General features: G+C 69.4%; 10 protein-coding genes. 2 read left to right on the top strand and 8 right to left on the bottom strand.

Translation table 11 applies throughout. The annotated features are described in order from the left end of the window. Window positions 1-154 precede the first annotated feature (154 nt). From ACH4TL_RS15525 to ACH4TL_RS15505, 5 genes are all read right to left on the bottom strand, one after another. Window positions 155-1,123 carry a hypothetical protein gene (locus ACH4TL_RS15525; protein ID WP_398314286.1) on the bottom strand — a complete coding sequence of 323 codons (969 nt, stop codon included), beginning with the start codon at window positions 1,121-1,123 and terminating at the stop codon, window positions 155-157. Then, window positions 1,120-1,809 carry an RNA polymerase sigma factor SigM gene (sigM, locus tag ACH4TL_RS15520; RefSeq protein WP_398314284.1) on the bottom strand — a complete coding sequence of 230 codons (690 nt, stop codon included), beginning with the start codon at window positions 1,807-1,809 and terminating at the stop codon, window positions 1,120-1,122. The genes ACH4TL_RS15525 and sigM overlap by 4 nt, the downstream gene beginning before the upstream one ends. Before the next feature lie 38 nt (window positions 1,810-1,847). Next, window positions 1,848-3,578, bottom strand: coding sequence for a protein kinase family protein (locus ACH4TL_RS15515; RefSeq protein WP_398314282.1), 1,731 nt, complete (start codon window positions 3,576-3,578; stop codon window positions 1,848-1,850). A gap of 110 nt (window positions 3,579-3,688) precedes the next feature. Continuing rightward, complete coding sequence (gene murJ / locus ACH4TL_RS15510) at window positions 3,689-6,031, bottom strand: murein biosynthesis integral membrane protein MurJ (RefSeq protein WP_398314280.1); 2,343 nt, start codon at window positions 6,029-6,031, stop codon at window positions 3,689-3,691. A 48-nt stretch (window positions 6,032-6,079) separates the two neighbouring features. After that, window positions 6,080-8,407: a DUF6049 family protein gene (locus ACH4TL_RS15505; protein ID WP_398314278.1), complete on the bottom strand. Its 2,328-nt coding sequence runs from the start codon at window positions 8,405-8,407 to the stop codon at window positions 6,080-6,082. Window positions 8,408-8,597: 190 nt separating this feature from the next. On the opposite strand from ACH4TL_RS15505, the gene ACH4TL_RS15500 reads away from it, so the two are divergent. Then, window positions 8,598-10,088: a CCA tRNA nucleotidyltransferase gene (locus ACH4TL_RS15500; RefSeq protein ID WP_398314276.1), complete on the top strand. Its 1,491-nt coding sequence runs from the start codon at window positions 8,598-8,600 to the stop codon at window positions 10,086-10,088. A 37-nt stretch (window positions 10,089-10,125) separates the two neighbouring features. Here ACH4TL_RS15500 and ACH4TL_RS15495 read toward each other — a convergent pair whose 3' ends face one another. The 3 genes from ACH4TL_RS15495 to ACH4TL_RS15485 form a co-directional block, all read right to left on the bottom strand. Continuing rightward, entirely contained in the window at window positions 10,126-11,463 is a 1,338-nt protein-coding gene (locus ACH4TL_RS15495) for an MFS transporter (protein WP_398314274.1), read from the bottom strand. A 109-nt stretch (window positions 11,464-11,572) separates the two neighbouring features. Continuing rightward, entirely contained in the window at window positions 11,573-12,655 is a 1,083-nt protein-coding gene (locus ACH4TL_RS15490) for an inositol-3-phosphate synthase (protein WP_398314272.1), read from the bottom strand. Between the two features lie 50 nt (window positions 12,656-12,705). Further along, the gene (locus ACH4TL_RS15485; RefSeq protein WP_398314270.1) at window positions 12,706-13,416 is read right to left on the bottom strand and encodes a helix-turn-helix transcriptional regulator; all 711 of its coding nucleotides are present in this window, start codon (window positions 13,414-13,416) and stop codon (window positions 12,706-12,708) included. 367 nt (window positions 13,417-13,783) lie between these two features. Here ACH4TL_RS15485 and ACH4TL_RS15480 point away from each other — a divergent pair, with 367 nt between their 5' ends. Further along, a complete protein-coding gene (locus tag ACH4TL_RS15480; RefSeq protein WP_398314268.1) occupies window positions 13,784-16,456 on the top strand; it encodes a transglycosylase domain-containing protein in 2,673 nt (890 codons plus the stop codon). Window positions 16,457-16,644: the final 188 nt, after the last annotated feature.

Raw genomic sequence — 16,644 nt, 5'->3', positions numbered from 1 at the left:
GATGTCTTCCTTGTCTCTGCCGACTGCCGACTGCTGACTGGACGACGGCGCACTCCCCGGCTTCTCCGGAGAAGCGCTGCCATCCCACCCAACGGATCCTACGGGTCCGGCATTCCCGCGCGCTGCCAGGCGGGCCGTGGTTGTGGGCTGTGCCTCAGCCTCGGGGATACGTACGGGTCACCAGAAGCTTCCCGGGGTCGGCGTGAGAGACGGAGACGCAGGAGGCGTCGATCACGAAGGCGTCCACGAGCGAACTGTCGGAGCGGTGCGGCAGCACGACGATGTAGGCCGTCTTGCCGTCGTAGGTGTCCTGCTGCGCGGCGAGAACCGGCTCCGAACGGCCGGTCCCGCGCTGGACACAGGACGGAACCACCGGGTCTTCCGCGCGCAGCGGCATATCCGGAGTGTTCTGAGTGGTGACACCGCGCGACGGGGTGCTCTTCTGGTCGGCGAGCATCTCCCGCACCCGGCCCTTGAGGGTCCCCGTGGAGAGGCTGGACTTCGCGGTGGAGCTGGGGTCCGCGTGGGCCGTGGCGCCGGGGCCGTCCTTGTCGTGATCGGAGCCGCTCGGGAAGAAGAGCGTGCCGAGGCCGATGACGGCGGCGGCGCACGCACTGCCGAGCAGCACCTTGGGCCAGCGCCGGGAGCGGCTCCCACGGGCGCCTGCGGCGACGCGGGGGGTGGTCTTGCGCCCCGGTCCGGTGGCGGCGCGCGGTCGCCCTGCGGGCCGGTCCACGGCCGGGGAGGGCTTCCCCTGCGCCGCAGGGGTCGAGGGGGCAGCCGAGGGCTCGGTTTCACGTGAAACATGCCCCGCGGAGTCGACGCCCTTGGTTTCACGTGAAACCGAGGGGCGGTCGCCGGGTGCTGTCGCGTCGAGGAGGGCTTCGGCGGCGAGTGCGGCGTCGATCCGGCCCGCGATGTCATCGGGCATCCGCACCGGCCCCGGGAGGGTGCCCAGTGTCGAGCGGATCTCGTCCAGAGACGTCTGTACATCGGCGCACAGCCCGCAGATGGCGAGGTGCGTGCGCACATCGACGGTGCGGGACGGAGAAAGCAGACCCTCGGTGAGTGCGGAGATCTCCGCGACTTCAGGGTGCTCGTCCGTGTCCGTCGAGGATGTCACGCTCGCCCACCTCCGCCCTTCACGGCATCTGTGTCAGTCGGTCCTGCCGCTGGTGGGACGGATGTCCCCTGCGACCGGTTCCTTCCCCCGCCGGAGGGGACGCTACCCCGTCCGTTCGGATGGAGATGGGAGAGCAAGGGCAGCAGCCGGGCGCGTCCCCGCGCACAGCGGCTCTTCACGGTGCCGGTGGGGACGTCCAGGACCTCGGCGGCCTCCGCCACGGGATAGCCCTGCATATCGACCAGCACCAGGGCCGCACGTTGTTCGGGCGGGAGGGTGCGCAGCGCCCCCAGCAGCTCACGATGGAGATCGCCGCGCTCGGCGGGCGCGGCCGCCGACTCATGGGGCTCCAGGAGTTGCTCGAGCCGCTCGGTGTCGTCGACGGGGGAGGTCCGACGGGAGGCGGCCTTGCGTGCCCGGTCCAGACACGCGTTGACCGTGATGCGGTGGAGCCATGTCGTCACGGCCGACTGGCCCCGGAAGGTGTGCGCGGCGCGGTAGGCGGAGACGAGCGCGTCCTGGACCGCGTCGGCGGCCTCCTCCCGGTCGCCGAGGGTACGCAGCGCCACCGCCCAGAGTCTGTCGCGGTGGCGTCGCACGATCTCACCGAAGGCATGCGGATCGCCGGCCACATGCTGGGCGAGGAGCTCGCCGTCGCTTGCTCCGCCGATGGTGGCGTCGTCCAACGTTGAGCCCCCTCCCCGGTCGGTCGGCTGCCCTGGGGTCAGCCGGTGAACTTCACTTCAGTGATGGCCTGCTTGTAGGGGTGCGTGTAGTACTGCTCCGGGGGAGAGTACGGCAGAGCGGTGAGCCAGACGAGGACGTAACGGGCCTTCGCCGTGCTCTTGACCTTCAGGTTGGCGGTCTTGCTCGTGACATGGCCCGACGAGGCGAGCTTCTTGAAGGAGCTGACGGGATCGGCCGCTGACACCGATGGGCTCAGGGAGTCCGTGGCGTACAGCGAGATCTTGGTGTAGGAGCCGCCGTAGTGCAGCCCGATGGAGGCGCCCTTCAGGCTCTGCTCCGAACCGAGGTCATAGATGATCCCGACGCCCTTCTTGACGCTGGGGGCGAGCGGCGGACCGTCGTCGTAGCTGGAGGTGCGCCAGAGAGTGGAGGCGTCACCATCGTGGGTGAGATCGGCCTGGTCGGCGTTCTGGTCTCTGCCGTCCGGGGCGAACTCGGCGGCGTCCTTGATCGGGAGCGGCTTGCTGGCAACCTGACCGGGCTTGTCGTCGTCCTTCTGGCTGGTGGACTTACCGGGGTCCGGCTTGTTCTTCTCGTTCAGAAGGGTGTCCGCGAGTTGCCAGCTGCCGAGGCCCAGGGCGGCGATCAGCAGGGCGGAGACGGTCCATTTGAGGGCCTTGCCGGTGCGGCCCTGCAAGGGGGGCGGCGGGGGCATGGGGGCCGCGGACGGGCGTGACGGGCCACCGTGGGCGGGCGGCTGGCCGTAGCCCTGCTGGTAGTTGGTGCGCTGGTACGCCGGGGAGGGCGTGAAGGCGGGCTCGGGCGGCCGGATGCGCGGCATGGCCGCGACGGCCTTGGACAGCTCCTCCGGGGTGGTGCAGGGCTGGTCCTGGCGGGAGGCGGTGGCGCCGTCGTTGACCAGCGCGCGCATCGCCAGCTCGGACAGCCCTCGGTGGACTCCCGCGCGGACCTGGTCGGGGGCGATCAGGCCGACGCCCTTGGGCAGCCCGGAGAGGCCGTGGGCGTCCTTGTCGTACGGCCAGCGCTGGGTGAGCGCGGCGTACAGCAGCGCGCCGATCGACTCGGTGTCGGTGCGCTGCGGGTGGTCGGAGCTGATGCCGCGCAGCGCGGCCAGGACGGCGAGGCCGCGGATGCGGTACTGGCCCGATTCCGTGCGGAGCACGGAACCCGGGTTCAGCCGCAGATGGGCCAGGCCCTCGCGATGGGCCGCGGCCATGGCCTGGGAGACCTGGCTGACCAGCTGATAGGCGTCATGCGGCTCGAGCGGCCCCGAGGCGAGCACGGTGGTCAGCTCGGTGGCGTCGGGAAGCCATTCATGGACGACGTAGACGAGGTCGTTCTCCTCGACGGCGTCGAGTACCTGGACGAAGCGGGGGTCGCCCAGCAGCGCCGCCGAGCGGGCGGCGGCCAGCACCGGACGGGCCCGTGGATGGTCGGCCGGCAGGACGTGGACGCCGACGGCCCGGCGCAGTTTCTCGTCCACCGCACGCCAACTGCTGAATCCGTCCAGTCGGGTGACGCATTCCTCCAAACGGTAGCGTCTGGCCAACTTGTGGCCGCTGTGCAGTTCGGGGGGATTGACATCGGCCGCGGCACCTTTGTCCCGGTTGCCCGCGGCCTCTGTTTCCTTACCGGCCTTCTGTTGCGTCCCCGCCCCGTCGGCCGTGGCCTTTCCCGCCTCGGCGGTCAGCGACTCCTCGCCGTCGCTGTCGGCCACGTCGACGGCAGCCGTGCTCCGTTCCGCCACCGTCGTTCCTGCCTCCCCATCCGTTGCGCCTACTCCGAGCCAAGACAATTGTGCCCACAGTCCGCCGCTATGCACGACACACGATGGCGGACGATGGTTGTGCTCAATGATCAGCGTCCGAGTCGTCCGCGCACCATACCGACCATGGCCGTCAGCTCTTCAATGCGCATCCGTTTCGCAGCAATGTAGAAGACCGCGATAAGAACGAGACCTCCGCCCGCCAATGCGGCTAGGGAACCGGACATGCCGGATCCCAGTGCCTGAGTGATGGCATAAGCCGCCGCACCGCCCAGCAGTGTGGCGGGGACGCTGGCGCCCACCAGGCGGGTGTAGGTGCGCACGACACGACGGCCGTCGAGGTCGCCGCCCAGCCGGTCGCGCAGTCGCTTCCAGGCCACGCCCACGCCTGCGGCGTACGCCAGGCCGTAGGAGGCGGCCATACCGGCCACGATCCACCGGGTCGGGAGAAGGACGTAGCAGAGCGCGGAGGCGGCCGCGTTGACGGCGGCGACGATCACCGTGTTGTAGAAGGGGGTGCGGGTGTCCTCGTAGGCGTAGAAGCCGCGCAGGACGACGTACTGCACCGAGAACGGGATGAGCCCGAGGCCGAACGCCATCAGGATGTAGCCCATGTTCTGGGCCGTCGCGATGCCCGAGGTGCCGAAGAGCAGGGTGCACAGGGGGATGCCGAGCGCCACGAAGCCGAAGGCGAGCGGGACGATGGCGACGGCGGAGGTGCGCAGGCCCTGCGAGATGTCGTCGCGGACCGCCCCGGGGTCGCCGTCGTGTGCCGACCGGGAGAGCCGGGGCAGCAGAGCGGCCATCACCGAGACGGTGATGATGGCCTGCGGCATGTTCCAGATGAGCTGCGCGCTGGTGTAGCCGACGTAGCTGGCCCCGGGGGCGTCCATGTTCTCGGCGTTGGTCCCGGCCGCGGTGCCGAGCTGGGTCACCACGATGTTGCCGGCCTGGTTGGCGAGCACGAACAGCACGGTCCACTTGGCGAGCTTGGCGGCCTTGCCGAGGCCGTGGCCGCGCCAGTCGAAGCGGGGACGGAAGCGGAAGCCGGAGGCCCGGAGGTAGGGGAACATCGCCAGGGCCTGGACGGTGAGGCCGAGCAGGGTGCCGATGCCGAGCAGCCGGACGCCCTCGTCCGTGATGTTGACGACGCCCATGTGGGAGGTGCTGGAGGTGCCGAACACCCAGATGAACAGGCCGAAGGTGGCGATGACGACGATGTTGTTGAGGACCGGGGTCCACATCATCGCGCCGAACTTGCCGCGGGCGTTGAGGATCTGGCCGACGACGACGTGCACACCCATGAAGAAGATGGTGGGCAGGCAGTAGCGGGCGAAGGTGACGGCGACCTCGTTGGCCGCCGGATCGTCCGCGATGGACGGCGAGAGCATCCGGATCAGTGCCGGGGCCGCGAACATGGACAGGGCGACCAGGCTGCCGAGGGCGACCATCGCGAGGGTGAGCAGACGGTTGGCGTAGGCGACACCACCGTCGTCGTCCTCCTTCATCGCGCGCACGAGCTGCGGGACGAAGACGGAGTTCAGACCGCCGCCGACGGTGAGGAAGTAGATCATCGCGGGCAGCTGGTACGCGACCGCGTAGGTCTGGCCCAGGGAGGCCGCGCCGAGGGCCGCGACGATGGCCATCTGCCGTACGAAGCCGGTGAGCCGGGACACCAGGGTGCCGGCGGCCATGAGGGCGCTGGACTGGAGCAGACTGGACGCACGGCCCCCTGAGCGCTTCGGGGCGGCCCCGGCCTGCTCGTCGTCGGTCTCGGGCGCGGTCACCACCGGAGCGGCCATCGTGGGGGCGCTCGCCGACGGGGACGCGGACTCGTGCCGCGCAGGTCCGGGCACCGGCGGGGGCACGGGGGGATAGCCCTGGCCGGTGCCCTGCGGGTACCCCTGGGCGCCCCGCGGGTCGTAGGGCTGCTGCTGGTCACGGTAGAGGTGCGCGAAGGCGTCCTGCTGCGGCTGCTCCCCCGCCCCGTAGCCGCCCTGGTCGCCGTAGCCCGCGGCGGCGGGCCCGGCCGCGTGACCCTGCTGCACGGGCTCCTGGGAGCCGGGGGCCACCGGCCACGCCCGCTGGTCGGCGCCCTGCGGTGCGGCGGGCTGCTGCTGGTACGGCGTCTGCTGCTGATGGCCGCCCTGGTGGGGGCCGGACCGGTCGTACAGCGGATCCGTCAACGGGTCATGGCCGTACCTGTCCTGCGTCGGATACGGGTACGGCGTGAAGCTGCCGGTCGCGTACGGGTCGCCCCCGTACGGGTCCTCCTGCACGTAGTACTGCCCGTGGTCCTGGCGCGGGTCGCTCGCGGGGGCCTGGGGGTCGCCCAGGTACGGATCGTTCTGGTGCGGTTCCTGTCCGTAGGGTTCCTGAGGCGCGTGGGGGGAAGGCGGAGGCATCCGCCTCTCACCGTCATACGGCGCGTTCATCGCTACCCCACCTCATCGTCCGCTGCGGCCGGCCGGCCCCGGAATTGCTCAATGGTCCACTTTCTCACCCGCGCCGGATGCCCCGGCGCTTTGCGAACCGGTGTCCGGCGCCGGGTCACTCGGCTGCTCCGGCACGTGGGCGGGGTCGGGGTCGGTCCCGTCGCTCTCCGCGTCCGTCGCCTCGCCCTCCTGCGGGTCCTCGTCGTCGCCGTTCGCGGCGGCGGCCCGCTTGCGCTGGAGGTAGATCCGGATTCCGGCGAGGACCAGCAGCAGCACACCGCCCGCGATCACGAGGATGACGGTCGATGTGATTTCGGTGACATTCACCTCGAACGGCATCTCGCCGCTGTACGGCTGGCCGTCCGGCGTGACCAGCCGGGCCGACACCCACACCGGACCGTTCGCGTTGGCCGTCGTCCCGAACTTCACGGACTGGCTGTGCCCGCCCTCGACGTTGACCACCTGGGGTTCGCTGACCGCCAGGCGGTTGCCCTGCTGGGAGCGGAGGACCAGCCGCAGCTGAACGCCCTGCACCAGGTTGTTCTGCACAGTCACCGGGATGGTCGCGCTCCGCCCGGACAGCGTCATGTCCGTCTTCGGGACCAGGCGCACCTTCTTGGTCAGCCCGTTCAGATATCCCCGCACTCCGTCGCGGAAGTGGGTCGCGCCCGGTGCGTCGCCGCGCCACGAGGTGGACATCACCCGCCGGATCGCATTGCCGAAGGGGGTGACCACCCGGTACTTGGCGGTGAGGATCTTCTCGAACCTGTTGAGCGTGGACTGGGTCTTCCGGACGTCCTCGAACGCCTGGGTCGGCAGTTCCTGGCGGCGGAGCGAAGCGGGGTACTGGCGGGTGCCGGGCACGCGCTCGGTGGCGTTCGGATCGGGCTTGGCCTTCGCGGCCTGCCCCAGGCTCATCGGCTGGGTCCACTGCCCCGACAGGCCGTCCAGGGCCGCCGCCATCGCCTGTGCCTGGCTGGTGGTGGGGATGCGCTGCGGAGCCACCACGACGCTGCGCTGCCGGTCCGGCGCCTGGAGGTTGATCATCTGGCTCTGGGCGAGGAACCGCTGGATGGCGAGCGTGGAGTTGTCCGCCTTGGACATGTCGCCGGTGAAGGCGGTGGACAGCCGGGCGTCCGCGACCACCGCGGTGTTGCCGCCGCCGATCTGCCGGGCCGCGGTGGGGGTGTAGGAGAGGTTGCCGGTCTCCCGGAGGCTGTCGCTCCGCGCGATGACGTTGTGGGCGCCAGCGGAGGTGGCGACGTCGACGATCGAGGAGTCGACCGCGCCGTCGGCCGGCCAGGCGAAGTCGGTGCGCGGCTTCACCCCGAGGATCGTCTCCACGGTCGTCGAGGCGAGCTCGGTGGCGTCCCGGAGGTGGCTGAGGGCGCCGGGGACGTTCTTGCCGTGGTGGGCGAGCGACGCGATGTCGGGGTCGGAGAACGGCAGGGCGACCACCTGATGGCCCTCCACGGCCTTCTGGAGGTCGTCCAGCCACCGTTTGGCGACCGCCTGGCCGTGACCGGTCGTCGTCCCGTCCCCGTGCCGGTTCTGGACCTCGTACTCCCGCGTCATCGCGTCGACCGTGGCGAGCAGATCGGGGTCGATCACCCAGGTGATGGGGAGGTTCTTCCCCAGCCTGACCATCTGCTGGAGCCGACCGCCGGGGGCCAGCTCCGCCTTGAGCCGGTCGTCCCGGAAGATGGGTGTCCGGTCCTCGTCCGCGTCGGTGCGCGAGGTCACATGGGGCGTGGAGATCAGCGGCCACAGATAGGTGAGCTGCGTCTTCTTGGCGGGCGAACTCGACTGCCAGGGCAGGAAGGTGCGCTCGATGCCCAGCACCTGCTGCCAGGGGCGGCTCTGGGTCTGACCGCTGAGGGACACACCGAGCTGATAGACGCCGTTCTCCCCCAGACGCAGCTCGTTCACCGGTATGGAGAGCGTGAAGTCCCGGCTGGCGCCCGCGCCCAGCTTGCCGACCTTCTTGGTGTACTTGCCGCCGATCTCGGTGCCGTCGGCGCCCTGCTGATAGCCGGAGCGCCGGGCGGCGCTGTCGATCGCGTTACGGCCCTCCAGGCTGGGGCCGACGCGCAGGCCGACATGGGCGCCGGAGACCGTCGACCCGCTGTCGTTGGTGACGGTGCCGCTGACGGTGAGGGTGTCGCTCTTGGCCGGCGCTGTGGGCGTCAGCGAGGTGATGTCGACGTCCACCGAGCGTGAGCCGGTGGGTTTGCCCGCCGCATGGGCGGCGGGGGCCGCGGGGACCTGGAGGACGCCCGCGAGCACCGGTGCCGCTGCGAGGAGCGCACCGGTCCGCCGTAGCCATCGACGGGCGCGAGAGGACGTCGTCTCCCGGAGGTCTGCCGCATCGGCCACGCGCTCGCCCGTCCCTTGTCGTCAGTGATCGTCAGTGATCGTCAGTGGTCGTCGCAATGTGCGTCCACGAAATGGTAACGATGCCCGCTGTGGCGAAGTGCTGTGGACGGCTCCACAAGATCGTCACCGTGATGGAGCCGACGACCGGTGTGGAGGCCCCGGGGCGCGCGGCCACGTACCCTGTTCTGTTGTGCCGAACGCCAACAATGACAGCCGAACCCCGCAGTCCACCAACGAGCTCAACCAGGTGCAGCGCCGCGCCGTGGCCGAACTCTTGCGGGTCTCTCCCGTCGCAGACGATCTCGCCCGACGCTTTCAGCAGGCCGGGTTCCGCCTGGCGCTGGTCGGCGGCTCGGTACGGGACGCGCTGCTCGGACGCCTCGGTAACGATCTGGACTTCACGACGGACGCCCGCCCCGAAGAGGTGCTGAAGATCGTCCGGCCCTGGGCGGACGCCGTATGGGAGGTGGGCATCGCCTTCGGCACGGTCGGCTGCCAGAAGGAGGGGCCGGGCGACAACGGGACGTATCAGAGCTTCCAGATCGAAATCACGACGTATCGGTCGGAAGCCTATGACCGGACCTCCCGGAAGCCCGAGGTGTCCTACGGCGAATCCATCGAGGAAGATCTGGTCCGCCGGGACTTCACGGTCAACGCGATGGCGGTGGCGCTTCCGCAGAAGGAGTTCATCGACCCGCACAACGGGCTCGAGGATCTCGCCGCGCGCGTGCTGCGCACTCCCGGGACCCCGCAGGATTCCTTCTCCGACGATCCGCTGCGGATGATGCGCGCGGCGCGCTTCGCCTCCCAGCTCGACTTCGAGGTGGCGCCCGAGGTGGTCGCCGCGATGAAGTCGATGGCCGGACGGCTCGAGATCGTCTCGGCCGAGCGGGTGCGGGACGAGCTGAACAAGCTGATCCTGGGCGCCCACCCCCGGAAGGGGCTGCGGCTGCTGGTCGAGACCGGGCTCACCGACTGCGTCCTGCCGGAGATCCCCGCGCTGCGGCTGGAGCGTGACGAGCATCACCGGCACAAGGACGTGTACGAGCACTCGCTGACCGTGCTGGACCAGGCCATCGATCTGGAGGAGGGCGGTCCCGATCTGGTGCTGCGGCTGGCCGCGCTGCTGCATGACATCGGGAAGCCGAAGACGCGCCGCTTCGAGAAGGACGGCCGTGTCTCCTTCCACCACCACGAGGTGGTGGGCGCCAAGATGACCAAGTCGCGGATGACGAAGCTCAAGTACTCCAACGAGCTGGTCAAGGACGTCTCCCGGCTGGTCGAGCTGCATCTGCGCTTCCACGGTTACGGCACGGGCGAATGGACCGACTCGGCCGTGCGGCGCTATGTGCGTGACGCGGGGCCGCTGCTGGACCGACTGCACAAGCTGACCCGCTCGGACTGCACGACGCGCAACAAGCGGAAGGCCATGGCGCTGTCGCGTGCGTACGACGGGCTGGAGGAGCGGATCGCGAGGCTTCAGGAGCAGGAAGAGCTGGACTCGATCCGCCCGGACCTCGACGGCAACGAGATCATGAAGGTGCTCGGCATCGCCCCTGGGCCTCAGGTCGGCATGGCGTACAAGCATCTGCTGGAGCTGAGGCTGGAGCGCGGCCCCATGGAGCGGGATGCCGCCGTCGCGGCGCTCAAGGAGTGGTGGGCGGCCCAGTCTCAGGACTGATGCCGCGGCTCCCGTTCCATTCGTGTCTTCGGGCGCGTCACGTTTCACGTGAAACATCGAGCCCCGTGCGTTGCGCGGGGCGGTGTTTCACGTGAAACAGGAGCAGTGCGGCGGTCGCCGCGTACAGCACGGCCACCCCGGCCACCAGAGCGGCCGATGTCCCGTCCGGCGGCAGCATCAGGGCGGCCACCCCCGCGGCCCCCACGAAGGCGACGTTGAAGAGCACGTCATAGAGGGAGAAGACCCGCCCGCGGAAGTCGTCTTCGATCGCGGACTGGACGACGGTGTCGGTGGCGATCTTCGCGCCCTGGGTGATGAGGCCGAGCACAAAGGCGGCGATCAGTATCGGGGCGGGTTCGAAGGGGAGCCCCAGGCCCGGTTCCAGAATGGCCGCGGCCGCCGCACACACCATCACCCAGTGCAGCTGGCCGTCCGGCCGGTGGGCATCGAGCGAGGAAAGCCGGCCGATCGCCCAGGGGGAGATGACCGCCGCGGCGAAGAAGCCCGCGCCCGAGACGGCCACCGCGATACCGAGGAGCGCCAGCCCGCCCGATTCAGTGTCGGCCCATGCGTACCGGCAGAGCATCAGCACCATGACGGTCAGGGCGCCGTAGCAGAAGCGCATCAGCGTCATCGCCGTCAGGGCCACGGTGGGATCCCTGCGGTGCACGAGGTGGCGTAACCCGGCGACGAGTCCACGGACGGTGCTCACGAGGGCCGCCCCCAGATGTGGTTGCAGGGCCGCCGGATTGGGCCCCAGGAGGTCGGAGGGCATCCGGAGCGCCGCGAGCCCGGCGAGGAGGTAGAGCGCGGCGCCCAGCAGGACGACCAGCGCGTCCGACGAGGATTCACCAGGGCCGGAGAGCCGGACCACGAACGCCAGGCCGCCGCCCGCGGTGGCGGCGAGCGTGCCCGCGGTCGGGGACAGGGAGTTGGCCATGACCAGACGCTCCTTGGTGTCCACCACCCGCGGCAGCGAGGCCGACAATCCGGCCAGGACGAAGCGGTTGACCGCCGTCACGGACAGGGCGGAGACGTAGAACAGCCACTCCGGGACCTGGGCGAGGACCAGGACCGCGGTTCCGGCGGCCAGCGCGGAGCGCATCAGATTGCCGTGGAGCAGGACCTGGCGGCGGCGCCAGCGGTCCAGCAGCACACCGGCGAAGGGGCCGAGGAGGGAGTAGGGGAGCAGCAGGACGGCCATGGCGGAGGCGATGGCCGCGGCGGACGTCTCCTTCTCCGGGGAGAAGACCACATAGGTGGCCAGCGCGACCTGGTAGACGCCGTCGGCGGACTGGGACAGCAGACGGACGGCCAGTAGATGGCGGAAGTCGCGCAGTTGCAGCAGCACGCGGAGATCACGCACAACGGGCATGACGCCACCTTCACACACCGCACGGGCCTCCGGGGGGATTCCCGGAGGCCCGTGATCATGCGGCGGAGATCAGCCGTGACGGTGCGCCATCACGACGTGATGCGAGGGCTCAGCGCTCGACCTCACCCTTGATGAACTTCTCGACGTTCTCCCGGGCTTCGTTGTCGAAGTACTGCACCGGCGGCGACTTCATGAAGTACGAGGAGGCGGAGAGGATCGGGCCGCCGATGCCGCGGTCCTTGGCGATCTTCGCGGCGCGCAGCGCGTCGATGATGACGCCCGCGGAGTTCGGGGAGTCCCACACCTCGAGCTTGTACTCCAGGTTCAGCGGGACATCGCCGAACGCCCGGCCCTCGAGGCGGACGTACGCCCACTTGCGGTCGTCCAGCCAGGCCACGTAGTCCGACGGGCCGATGTGGACGTTGTCGGCGCCCAGCTCGCGGTCCGGGATCTGCGAGGTGACGGCCTGCGTCTTGGAGATCTTCTTGGACTCCAGGCGCTCACGCTCGAGCATGTTCTTGAAGTCCATGTTGCCGCCGACGTTCAGCTGCATCGTGCGGTCCAGGATGACGCCCCGGTCCTCGAACAGCTTCGCCAGCACCCGGTGCGTGATGGTGGCGCCGACCTGGGACTTGATGTCGTCACCGACGATCGGCACGCCCGCCTCGGTGAACTTGTCCGCCCACTCCTTGGTGCCGGCGATGAAGACCGGGAGCGCGTTGACGAAGGCGACCTTGGCGTCGATGGCGCACTGGGCGTAGTACTTGGCGGCGTCCTCCGAGCCCACGGGCAGGTAGCAGACCAGGACGTCGACCTGCTTGTCCTTGAGGACCTGGACCACGTCGACCGGGGTCTCGTCGGACTCGTCGATGGTCTCGCGGTAGTACTTGCCGAGACCGTCGTGGGTGTGGCCGCGCTGGACCGTGACACCGGTCGACGGCACATCACAGATCTTGACGGTGTTGTTCTCGCTGGCGCCGATGGCGTCCGCGAGGTCCAGCCCGACCTTCTTGGCGTCGACGTCGAAGGCGGCGACGAACTCCACGTCACGCACGTGGTAGTCGCCGAACTGCACATGCATCAGACCCGGCACGCGGGTGTCCGGGTCGGCGTCCTTGTAGTACTCGACGCCCTGCACCAGCGACGCGGCGCAGTTGCCCACGCCGACGATGGCTACACGAACCGAACCCATTCCGGTTGCTCCCTGTGTGTACTCGACGAAGCCCTGCGGGGTGCGGGGCCTCACTTGGCGGTGTCATCGGACGGGTCCGGCCGGGATCCACCCCGGTGCCGGGGCAGGCCGTCCGCATCTCCTGACCGGTCCTGCTCCGGCGACCGGTCCGGCCCCTGCTCAGGCGCCCGGTCCTGCCCGGCGGGCTCGTCGCGCTGGTCGCGCCCGGCCCGCTCGCTCTCGATCAACTCGTTCAGCCAGCGGACCTCGCGCTCCACCGACTCCATGCCGTGCCGCTGGAGTTCGAGGGTGTAGTCGTCCAGCCGCTCACGCGTGCGGGCCAGGGCGGCCCGCATCTTCGCCAGGCGCTCCTCCAGGCGGCTGCGCCGCCCTTCGAGCACACGCATCCTCACGTCCCGCGACGTCTGTCCGAAGAAGGCGAAGCGGACGCCGAAGTGCTCGTCCTCCCATGCGTCCGGGCCGGTGTGGGAGAGCAGCTCCTCGAACCGCTCCTTACCGTCCGCCGTCAGCCTGTAGACGATCTTCGCCCGGCGGCCGGCGAGGGTTGCGGCGACGGCCTCCTCGGAGGCGTTCCCGGGCTCCTCGATCAACCAGCCGTTGGCGACCAGCGTCTTGAGACAGGGGTAGAGACTGCCGTAACTGAAGGCACGGAACACCCCGAGTGAGGTGTTGAGGCGCTTTCGCAGCTCATATCCGTGCATCGGGGACTCGCGGAGCAGGCCGAGGACGGCGAACTCGAGGATGCCGGAGCGTCTGCTCATCGCCTGCCTCTCCCGTCTCCTGGGGTCACTATGCCGAGCTGATGTATCGACTCGATACATCAGGACGATAGAGCCGTGGTCCCGGTGGGACAAGAGCGACCACGGTGAACGGCGTCACATCACCTCTTCGCGGGACTCAGTGGGACTCAACCGGACCGTTATGGAGTGAAGGCGCCGGAGGGACAAGATTTGGCCGTGCGTACTCTGTTCGCCATGCAGACCAAAGGGAACCGTGTGACGCTGTCCTGCGTCCTCGTCCTGGAGGCAGTGCGTCCGGTTACCAGGTGTGGCCGGATCGCACATCGGGGGGACCGGAAGCCACCTGCCGCTTTCAGGCGATAGCGCCTGCCCGAGGAGTAGTCGTTCCATGAGCGAGCACCGTCGCAAGCCGCCGCAGCCCCAGGGCGGCGGCCGAGCAGCGGCCCGGCGTGCCGGACAGCAGTCGTCCGGCCGTCGCGCAGCACCATCGCACAACGCCGCCGAGTCGGGCTCGGCCTCATATGGGGAAGAGCCTTCCCACGGCGGCAGGGCCGAGGCCCGACGCGCCGCGCAACGCAGCGGTGGCGGACGTAGACGAGCGCCGGATACGGCCGCCGGCGGCGCGGGCCGCGGCGGGCGCGGTGGTGGCCGGCGGGCCACCGGTGGTGGCCGCGGACATGGCGCGGGCGGCGACGGGCCGCCCGGCAAGAAGCGGTTCATCGACTACCCGCGCGCGGGCAAGTCGGGCTTCCGCCGCTGGGTCCCGTCCTGGAGGCTCGTCACGGGGACCTTCATCTTCTTCTTCGCGGTGCTCGTCAGCGCCGTGGGCATCGGGTGGATGATCGTCGACGTTCCCACCGCGCAGGCCGCGTCGCAGACCCAGAAGAACGTCTACTACTGGGGCGACGGCAAGCAGATGGTGGTCTCGGGCGGTGGTGATCTCAACCGGCAGATCGTGCCGCTCAACAAGATCCCCAAGAACATGCAGAACGCGGTGATCTCGGCCGAGAACGCCAGCTTCTACCAGGACTCGGGCGTCGACCCGATGGGTATCGCGCGCGCCGTCGTCAACATGGCGCGGGGCGGTGCGACCCAGAGTGGGTCGACCATCACCCAGCAGTTCGTGAAGAACACGTACCTCGACCAGTCGCAGACGGTGACGCGCAAGGCCAAGGAACTGCTCATCTCCGTCAAGGTCGGTACGACCAAGAGCAAGGACTACATTCTCGCGGGGTACCTGAACACCGCGTACTACGGCCGCGGTGCCTACGGCTGTCAGGCGGCGGCCCGCGCGTACTTCGACAAGGACTGCGAGAAGCTCAACCCGAGCCAGAGCGCCTTCCTCGCGGCGACGCTCAACGGTCCCAACCTGTACGACCCGAACGGTGGCTACGGGCCGACCGCCAGCGCGGAGGCGAACACCAAGCGGGCCACGGCGCGCTGGGCGTGGATCCTCAAGCGGGAGGTCCAGGTGGGCCGGCTGTCCAAGGCCGAGGCCCAGCAGTACCTCGCCAAGGGTTTCCCGCAGACGAAGAGCCCGAAGGTGGCGACGAACAAGCAGGGTCAGATCGGTTATCTGACCGACCTCGCCGACAATTACGTGGTCGCCAACACCAACATCTCCAAGACGGAGCTGGACAAGGGCGGCTATCAGATCCACACCACCTTCGACCGCAAGAAGATGGGTCTGCTGAAGAACGCGGTCAACAAGGTGACCAAGGAGAACATCAAGCCGAAACAGCGCGAAGTGGACAAATACGTGCAGTTCGGTGGCGCCTCGGTGGAGCCCAAGTCGGGCAAGATCAAGGCGATCTACGGCGGTAGCGACGCGCTGGAGCACTATCGCAACAACGCGGACTACACCGGTGTCCAGGTGGGCTCGACCTTCAAGCCCTTCGTCCTGGCCGCGGCGATGAGGGACGGTGTCCGGGACCGCAACGGGCCGCGTGAGCAACCGGATTCGGAACGCACCAAGGTCAACCCGTCGAGTGTCTACGACGGTGACAACAAGCTGACCTTGCGCGACTACGACGGATCCGTATGGAGGGACAAGAACAACCAGGAGTGGCACCAGAGCAACGACGGTGACGAGGACAAGGGCAAGATCAGCCTGCGCACCGCGATGCAGTTCTCGGTGAACACGCCCTTCATCCAGCTGGGCATGGACGTCGGCACGGACAAGGTGCGGGACGCCGCCCTGGACGCGGGCCTCAGCAAGGAGCAGCTGGCGTCGATCACCCCGACGTTCTCCCTCGGTACCTCCGCGCCCAGCGCGATCCGGCTCGCCGGGGCGTACGCGACCTTCGCGGCCAGCGGCCAGCAGGCCGATCCGTACTCGGTCGAGCGGGTCGAGGACAAGGACGGTGAGGTCTACAACCACAAGGAGGACGCCAAGCTCACGCAGGCCTTCGACGCCAACGTGGCGAACAACGTCACGGACGTGCTGAAGAACGTCGTCCAGCGCGGCACCGGCACCTCGGCGAAGATCGGCCGCCCGGCCGCGGGCAAGACCGGAACCACCGACCAGAACAAGTCGGCCTGGTTCGCCGGTTACACCCCGCAGCTGTCCACGTCGATCGGCATGTGGCGGGTGAACGACCAGGCCAAGCGGCAGGTCTTCCGCTCCATGCGCGGTGTGGGCGGTCAGAAGACCATCCATGGTGCGTCGTTCCCGGCCGAGATCTGGGCCGACTACATGCGCCAGGCGATGGCGGGGCAGCCGGCGAAGGACTTCCCGGCGGCCGAGCCGATCGGCAACAAGGTCTACGGCGAGAACGCGAGCCCCACGCCGACGACCCAGAAGCCGACGGAGACGCCGTCTCCGACCCCGTCGGAGACGCCGTCGGAGACGCCGTCCGAGACGTCCTCCGGCAGCCCGAGCCCCACCCAGACTTGTGATCCGCTGGACTTCAAGTGCAACAACAACGGTGGTGGCGACAACCAGGGCGGCGGTAACGCCGGCCCCAGTGGCGGCCCGGGCGGACCCTCGCCCTCGCCGACCACGGAGCCACCGGGCGGCGGGATCTTCGGAGGCCCGTCCGGGTCCCGCAAGGACCAATAGGCCCGACAGCCCGCACAACGATCGGCGGCCGCGCCGGAGCATCCCGCTCCGGCGCGGCCGCCGCCGTATCAGGGCCTCCGCGGCCCTCTGGGCGTCTTACCGGCGTGTAGGCGGCCCCGGGCCGGTCAGGACGTTCCCAGGCGCTCAGCGGGCCGCTCAGGCGGTCCTCACTCCTCCCGCCGGGCTCG

Source organism: Streptomyces sp. NPDC021115 (genome assembly GCF_044333065.1).
In the GTDB taxonomy this organism is placed as follows: Bacteria; Actinomycetota; Actinomycetes; order Streptomycetales; family Streptomycetaceae; genus Streptomyces.
This window is presented reverse-complemented; position numbering and strand designations above follow the sequence as displayed.